This is a genomic window from Streptomyces sp. AF1A (assembly GCF_047340315.1).
Classification (GTDB): Bacteria; Actinomycetota; Actinomycetes; order Streptomycetales; family Streptomycetaceae; genus Streptomyces.
Window position 1 is genome coordinate 1 of record NZ_JBLEBI010000253.1, and the last position, 7,619, is coordinate 7,619.

Below are 7,619 nucleotides of genomic sequence, written 5' to 3' on the forward strand. Positions count from 1 at the left end.
GCGCGCTGACGCTCACGGGAGCGCTCGGGTCGGCACTGGCGGGGGTGGTGCGGGCGGGACTCGGCGGGACCGGCGCCGGCGGCGGTTCCAACGGGCCGGGGCCTTCCGGGACCGTGCTGCTCGTGCCCGTGCCCTCCGCCCGGTGGGCCGTGCGGGCACGCGGCCACGACCCGGTGCGGCGGATGGCCCTCGCGGCGGCCGGGGAGCTGCGGCGCACCGGGACTTCGGCCCGGGTGGCGGCCGTGCTGCGCCAGCGCCGGCGGGTGGCGGACCAGGCGGGGCTGGACGCGCGGCGGCGTTCGGAGAACCTCGCGGGTGCGCTGGAGGTGACGGCGGGCGGTGGCCGGCTGCTCGCCGCGGGGTGGGTCGTCCTCGTCGACGACCTGATCACCACGGGTGCCACTCTCGCGGAGGCGGCGCGGGCCCTGCGGGAGGCGACCGCGGCGCGCCACGAGAGGCGCGGGCAAACGGATGAGGGGGAAGGTGGCGTGAGAAGAGTCGTGTACGGAGCCGTAACTCGGGAAGGAAGGGGAGAACGACGGATCGGAGCGCGATCGGAGAGGGGTAATTGGGTGCATGGTGCACCGGAAAAGGCGGCGGTGAACGCCCTTGGTCAGACGCTCCGTGCGGCAGTGATCGCTGCTCCGCGGGATTCTTTCGAAATAAACGGGAACTGACTGCTGACTTGCATCGTTGCAGGCGGCGCGCGCCTCAATTCACCTGAACGGAGGTATGCGGCGGTAGAGGGTGACGACATCCGTCCGGGCGAGATATGTTCGGTTGTGAGGAAAGGCGCAGGCCACACCTCCATATGCGAATGCGCTGCTGCCGGTTTTTTGCAATCACCCGCGGCGGTGGGGTGGAGATCTCGCCCATGGGGGAGGAGGAGGTGGAAGTCACCGAGTCCGAGGTTCCGGTGCTCACCGGGCCTGGTGCAAAAGGGAGATGCTCCGCCGAAGCGGCGGAGCGATCCGGGAACGGAGTTCTGCGTGGACATCGTCGTCAAGGGCCGCAAGACCGAGGTGCCCGAGCGGTTCCGCAAGCACGTGGCCGAGAAGCTGAAGCTGGAGAAGATCCAGAGGCTCGATGCCAAGGTGATCAGCCTCGACGTCGAGGTGTCCAAGGAGCCCAACCCCCGACAGGCCGACCGTTGCGACCGAGTGGAGATCACGCTCCGCTCCCGCGGTCCGGTGATCCGGGCGGAGGCGGCGGCCAGCGATCCGTACGCGGCACTCGACCTGGCGGCGGAGAAGCTGGATGCGCGGCTGCGCAAGCAGCACGACAAGCGGTTCTCGCGCCGTGGCGCACGCCGGATCTCGGCGGCGGAGGTTCCCGACCACGTCCCCGGCGCGGCGACGCTGAACGGGAACGGCCTCCCCGTCGCGGAGGAGGAGGCGGACGGCGTGCCGACCAAGAAGATGGGCTCGCTTGAGGTCAAGGGTGAAGGCCCCCTCGTCGTCCGCGAGAAGACCCACGTCGCCTCCCCGATGAGCCTGGACCAGGCCCTGTACGAGATGGAACTGGTCGGCCACGACTTCTATCTGTTCGTCGACTCCGAGACGAAGGAGCCGAGCGTCGTCTACCGGCGACACGCCTACGACTACGGAGTGATCCACCTCCGCACGGACGAGATGGTCGCCGAGGCGCAGCCCCCCGCGGCAGGGGGCACGCTGGGCGGCTGACCCGTCCCGACCGAAGCTGACCCGGTGCCCCTGGAGTGCGTGTGCGCCCCCAGGGGCACCGGTGTGCGACCACTTCGCGCCCCGCACGTCACCCCGGTGTCGCCCGGGCATGAAATCATGGCCGCACCGGCCCAACCGGTGGGCCGCTGCCTTGGGTTGGCGATGGCGCAGGACTACAGGCCACAGCCTTCAGGGGGAGGAACGATGGCGGACACCTTCGGACCGATGCGGGACGAGGGCGCCGAGGACGACAGCGTCATCGGCATGGCCCAGGACGCGGACGCTCCACGCAAGGAGCCGATCAGAGTCCTGGTGGTGGACGATCACGCCCTCTTCCGGCGCGGCCTGGAGATCGTGCTGGCGGCCGAGGAGGACATCCAGGTCGTCGGGGAGGCGGGCGACGGCGCCGAGGCCGTCGACAAGGCCGCCGACCTGCTGCCCGACATCGTGCTGATGGATGTCCGCATGCCCAGGCGCGGGGGGATCGAGGCGTGCACCTCGATCAAGGAGGTCGCCCCCAGCGCGAAGATCATCATGCTGACGATCAGCGATGAGGAGGCCGACCTCTACGAGGCGATCAAGGCGGGTGCGACCGGATACCTCCTCAAGGAGATCTCCACCGATGAGGTGGCCACGGCCATCCGCGCGGTCGCCGACGGGCAGTCGCAGATCAGCCCGTCCATGGCGTCGAAGCTCCTCACCGAGTTCAAGTCGATGATCCAGCGCACCGACGAGCGCCGGCTGGTGCCCGCGCCCCGGCTGACCGACCGCGAGCTGGAAGTCCTCAAGCTCGTCGCCACCGGGATGAACAACCGGGACATCGCCAAGGAGCTGTACATCTCCGAGAACACCGTGAAGAACCACGTGCGCAACATCCTGGAGAAACTGCAGCTGCACTCCAGGATGGAGGCCGTGGTCTACGCGATGCGGGAGAAGATCCTGGAGATCCGGTAGCCGGACCGGGCGGGTGGCCCCGGCGTCGGTGCTAGCCGAGGGCGCGCGCGAGTTCCCTCGTCAGGGGCTCGCGCAGAGCGGCGTCGTCCACGCGCTCCACGCGGACGTCCGTGCAGTTCACCCAGGTCGCGGCCTCGATCAGCGCCTGGGCCACCGCCGGGACCGCCTTCGGCCCGTCCAGGGTGACCTGCCTGGCCACCAGGGTGCGGCCCTCGCGCGCCGGGTCGACCCGCCCGACCAGCCGGCCACCCGCGAGCACCGGCATCGCGAAATAGCCGTACACCCGCTTGGGCTTCGGGACGTAGGCCTCCAGACGGTGGGTGAAGCCAAAGATCCGCTCCGTGCGCGCCCGCTCCCAGATCAGCGAGTCGAACGGCGACAGCAGCGTGGTGCGGTGGCGGCCGCGCGGCGGCGTCGCCAGGGCCGCCGGATCCGCCCAGGCCGGCTTGCCCCAGCCCTCGACCTCCACCGGCACCAGACCCGAATCGGCGATCACCGCGTCGACCTGCTCACCCTTGAGGCGGTGGTAGTCCGCTATGTCCGCGCGGGTGCCGACCCCCAGGGACTCCCCGGCCAGCCGGACCAGGCGGCGCAGGCACTCGGTGTCGTCCAGCCCGTCGTGCAGCAGCGCGGCCGGGACGGCGCGCTCGGCGAGGTCGTACACCCGCTTCCAGCCGCGCCGCTCCACGCACACCACCTCGCCGTACATCAGCGCCCGCTCCACCGCGACCTTGGTGCCGGACCAGTCCCACCACTCGCTGGTCCTCTTGGCGCCGCCCAGCTCCGTGGCGGTCAGCGGGCCCTCCGTCCGCAGTTGCTTGATGACCTGGTCGTAGGCGCCGTCGGGGAGCTGGTGGTTCCAGTGCGGGCGGTCCCGGTAGGCGCGGCGGCGGAAGGCGAAGTGCGGCCACTCCTCAATGGGGAGGATGCACGCCGCGTGCGACCAGTACTCGAACGCGTGGGCGCCCTTCCAGTAGGCGTCCTCGACGGTCTTGCGGCCGACCGCGCCGAGCCTCGAGTACGGCACCAGTTCGTGGGAGCGCGCCAGGACCGAGATCGTGTCGAGCTGCACCGCGCCGAGGTGGCGCAGTATCCCGCGGACGCCGGCGCGCCGGTCCGGCGCACCGAGGAAGCCCTGGGCCCGCAGGGCGATACGGCGGGCGTCGTCCGCGGTGAGAGTGGTCGTCGGGCGCGGAAGGGTCGTCATGCCTCGGACGATAGAGGGTGCCACTGACAACCCGCGCCGAGCTGCCGAGTCACTGGCCGCGGGCGGGCAGGTACGGGGCCGCGGAAGGCAGGCCGAGGTCCGAGGGGAGCAGCGAGCCGACCCAGCTGTCGCGCCGTATCCCCTTGTTGTTGAGCGCGGAGCGCAGGGTGCCCTCGACGGTGAAGCCCGCGCGTTCGGCCACCGCGCGGGAGGCGTGGTTGCCGACCTCGGCGCGCCACTCGACGCGGTCGACGCCCAGCGCGGTGAAGATCCACCGGCAGGAGGTGAGCGTGGCCTCCGTGACGTAGCCGCGGCCGCGGTGTTCCTTGGCCGCCCAGAAGCCGACCTCGGCCACGCCCGGTCCGCGCATCGTGAGGCCGAGCATGCCGGCCAGCTCCCCGCCCGCGAGGAAGATCCCGAACGTGAACATCGAGCCCTGCGCCCAGCCGTCCGGGACCAGCTCCTGCGTGAAGCCGCGGGCGTGCTCCGGCAGATAGGGGGAGGGGATCGTGGTCCAGCGCTGGATGTCGGGGTCCTGGGCGGCCGCGTACACCGCGTCGGTGTCCTCCGGTCCGACGGCTCGCAGCAGAAGTCGGTCGGTGGTGAGCGTGACGGGTTCCATCGACCGATTCTGCTCGGGTCGCCCCGGGGAGGCCATCCTTTTTCGCGACCTGTGAGCGGCCGATCACATTTCGCACAATTCCTTGCGCCGATGCGGCACTATCCGGATGGCCCATGCGTTGTCCCGGGTGGAGCGGCGGCCTGGCGGCCAGGCCCTCCCGGCGCGGCCGGGTCCTCGCATACGATGGCCGTTGCTCAGTACGTCACATTGGAAAACCGACCGTCCCAGGCCCGACCGGCAAGGAGACCAGCCCCCGTGTCCGTCCTCTCGAAGATCATGCGTGCAGGCGAAGGCAAGATCCTGCGCAAGCTGCACCGCATCGCGGACCAGGTCAACTCCATCGAAGAGGACTTCGTGAACCTCTCCGACGCCGAGCTGCGGGCCCTCACCGAGGAGTACAAGCAGCGGTACGCCGACGGTGAGAGCCTGGACGACCTGCTCCCCGAGGCGTTCGCCACCGTCCGTGAGGCCGCCAAGCGCGTCCTCGGCCAGCGCCACTACGACGTGCAGCTGATGGGCGGTGCCGCGCTCCACCTCGGCTATGTGGCCGAGATGAAGACCGGTGAGGGCAAGACGCTCGTCGGCACGCTGCCCGCGTATCTGAACGCGCTGTCCGGCGACGGCGTGCACATCGTCACGGTCAACGACTACCTGGCCGAGCGCGACTCCGAGATGATGGGCCGCGTCCACAAGTTCCTGGGCCTGAACGTCGGCTGCATCCTCGCCAGCATGACACCGGCCCAGCGCCGCGAGATGTACGCGTGCGACATCACCTACGGCACGAACAACGAGTTCGGCTTCGACTACCTGCGCGACAACATGGCGTGGTCGAAGGACGAGCTGGTGCAGCGCGGCCACAACTTCGCCATCGTCGACGAGGTCGACTCCATCCTCATCGACGAGGCCCGTACGCCGCTGATCATCTCCGGCCCGGCCGACCAGGCCACCAAGTGGTACGGCGACTTCGCCAAGCTGGTCACCCGCCTCAAGCGCGGCGAGGCCGGCAACCCGCTCAAGGGCATCGAGGAGACCGGTGACTACGACGTCGACGAGAAGAAGCGCACGGTCGCCATCCACGAGTCCGGCGTCACCAAGGTCGAGGACTGGCTGGGCATCGACAACCTCTACGAGTCGGTGAACACCCCGCTCGTGGGCTACCTGAACAACGCCATCAAGGCCAAGGAGCTCTTCAAGCGCGACAAGGACTACGTCGTCATCGACGGCGAGGTCATGATCGTCGACGAGCACACCGGCCGTATCCTCGCCGGCCGCCGCTACAACGAGGGCATGCACCAGGCGATCGAGGCGAAGGAAGGGGTGGACATCAAGGACGAGAACCAGACGCTCGCCACGATCACCCTGCAGAACTTCTTCCGCCTCTACAACAAGCTCTCCGGCATGACCGGTACGGCGATGACCGAGGCCGCCGAGTTCCACCAGATCTACAAGCTCGGCGTGGTCCCGATCCCGACCAACAGGCCGATGATCCGCAAGGACCAGTCGGACCTGATCTACCGCACCGAGGTGGCCAAGTTCGAGGCGGTCGTCGACGACATCGCCGAGAAGCACGAGAAGGGCCAGCCGATCCTCGTCGGCACGACGTCCGTCGAGAAGTCGGAGTATCTCTCGCAGCAGCTGAGCAAGCGCGGCATCCAGCACGAGGTGCTCAACGCCAAGCACCACGAGCGCGAGGCGCAGATCGTCGCCCAGGCCGGCCGCAAGGGCGCCGTGACGGTCGCCACCAACATGGCCGGCCGCGGTACGGACATCAAGCTCGGCGGCAACCCCGAGGACCTCGCCGAGGCGGAGCTGCGCCAGCGCGGCCTCGACCCCGAGGAGCACATCGAGGAGTGGGCCGCCGCCCTGCCCGCCGCCCTGGAGAAGGCCGAGCAGGCCGTCAAGGCGGAGAAGGAGGAGGTCGAGGAGCTCGGCGGCCTCTACGTCCTCGGCACCGAGCGCCACGAGTCGCGGCGCATCGACAACCAGCTGCGCGGCCGCTCCGGCCGTCAGGGCGACCCGGGCGAGTCCCGCTTCTACCTGTCCCTCGGCGACGACCTGATGCGCCTGTTCAAGGCCCAGATGGTCGAGCGCGTGATGGCCATGGCGAATGTGCCGGACGACGTGCCGATCGAGAACAAGATGGTCACCCGCGCGATCGCGTCCGCGCAGTCGCAGGTCGAGCAGCAGAACTTCGAGACCCGCAAGAACGTCCTGAAGTACGACGAGGTGCTCAACCGGCAGCGCGAGGTCATCTACGGCGAGCGCCGCCGCGTCCTGGAGGGCGAGGACCTGCACGAGCAGGTGCAGCACTTCATGGACGACACGATCGACGCGTATGTCGCCGCGGAGACCGCCGAAGGCTTCCCCGAGGACTGGGACCTGGACCGGCTGTGGGGCGCCTTCAGGCAGCTGTACCCGGTGAAGATCACCATCGAGGAGCTGGAGGAGGCGGCCGGCGACCGTGCCGGTCTGACCGCCGAGTTCATCTCCGAGTCCATCAAGGAGGACATCCACGAGCAGTACGAGGCCCGCGAGGCCCAGCTCGGCTCCGAGATCATGCGTGAGCTGGAGCGCCGGGTCGTGCTGTCGGTCCTCGACCGCAAGTGGCGCGAGCACCTCTACGAGATGGACTACCTCCAGGAGGGCATCGGCCTGCGCGCGATGGCGCAGAAGGACCCGCTGGTCGAGTACCAGCGCGAGGGCTTCGACATGTTCACCGCGATGATGGAGGGCATCAAGGAGGAGTCCGTCGGCTACCTGTTCAACCTGGAGGTCCAGGTCGAGCAGCAGGTCGAGGAGGTGCCGGTCGAGGAGGCCCAGCCCGTGGGCGAGGGCGTCCAGGACGCGGTGCCGGCGCAGGCGGGTGCCCGCCCGGAGATCCGCGCCAAGGGGCTGGACGTTCCGCAGCGGCGCGATCTGCACTTCTCCGCGCCGACGGTGGACGGCGAGGGCGGCATCCTCGAACGCGACCTGGAGGACGGCGAGCCCGTGCGCTCGGAGTCGGACGGGCTGACGCGCGCCGAGCGGCGCCGGCAGGCCAAGGGCGGCGGGCGCCGCCGCAAGAAGTAGGAATCAGGCGAGCAGGGCCGAGCAGGCGCTGTCGTACCAGGCAGCGGGCGCCTGCTCCCGTCCAGCCGAAGGGCCGGGTCTCCTC

6 protein-coding genes are annotated in these 7,619 nt (G+C 69.6%); 4 read left to right on the forward strand and 2 right to left on the reverse strand.

What is annotated here, in order from left to right; all coding sequences use genetic code 11:
- From ACLU3S_RS34545 to ACLU3S_RS34555, 3 genes are all read left to right on the forward strand, one after another.
- Nucleotides 1–677 (forward strand): ComF family protein (locus ACLU3S_RS34545; protein WP_413955927.1); only part of this gene is annotated, 677 nt, incomplete at its 5' end.
- Nucleotides 678–989: 312 nt separating this feature from the next.
- Nucleotides 990–1,682 carry a ribosome hibernation-promoting factor, HPF/YfiA family gene (gene hpf / locus ACLU3S_RS34550; RefSeq protein ID WP_413955928.1) on the forward strand — a complete coding sequence of 231 codons (693 nt, stop codon included), beginning with the start codon at nucleotides 990–992 and terminating at the stop codon, nucleotides 1,680–1,682.
- 204 nt (nucleotides 1,683–1,886) lie between these two features.
- The gene (locus tag ACLU3S_RS34555) at nucleotides 1,887–2,636 is read left to right on the forward strand and encodes a response regulator (RefSeq protein WP_413955929.1); all 750 of its coding nucleotides are present in this window, start codon (nucleotides 1,887–1,889) and stop codon (nucleotides 2,634–2,636) included.
- A 31-nt stretch (nucleotides 2,637–2,667) separates the two neighbouring features.
- Here the strand turns inward: ACLU3S_RS34555 and ACLU3S_RS34560 are convergent, their stop codons facing one another.
- Nucleotides 2,668–3,843 (reverse strand): winged helix-turn-helix domain-containing protein, encoded by a 1,176-nt coding sequence (locus tag ACLU3S_RS34560; protein WP_413955930.1) that lies wholly within the window; start codon nucleotides 3,841–3,843, stop codon nucleotides 2,668–2,670.
- Nucleotides 3,844–3,892: 49 nt separating this feature from the next.
- Complete coding sequence (locus ACLU3S_RS34565) at nucleotides 3,893–4,465, reverse strand: GNAT family N-acetyltransferase (RefSeq protein WP_413955931.1); 573 nt, start codon at nucleotides 4,463–4,465, stop codon at nucleotides 3,893–3,895.
- A gap of 255 nt (nucleotides 4,466–4,720) precedes the next feature.
- On the opposite strand from ACLU3S_RS34565, the gene secA reads away from it, so the two are divergent.
- Nucleotides 4,721–7,534, forward strand: a complete 2,814-nt coding sequence (gene secA, locus ACLU3S_RS34570; RefSeq protein WP_413955932.1) for a preprotein translocase subunit SecA — start codon at nucleotides 4,721–4,723, stop codon at nucleotides 7,532–7,534.
- Nucleotides 7,535–7,619 lie beyond the last annotated feature (85 nt).

Coding starts and splice junctions, on each gene's coding strand:
- ACLU3S_RS34555 (WP_413955929.1), top strand. CDS start 1,887: ATGGCGGACACCTTCGGACCGATGCGGGACGAGGGCGCCGAGGACGAC.
- ACLU3S_RS34560 (WP_413955930.1), bottom strand. CDS start 3,843: ATGACGACCCTTCCGCGCCCGACGACCACTCTCACCGCGGACGACGCC.
- ACLU3S_RS34565 (WP_413955931.1), bottom strand. CDS start 4,465: ATGGAACCCGTCACGCTCACCACCGACCGACTTCTGCTGCGAGCCGTC.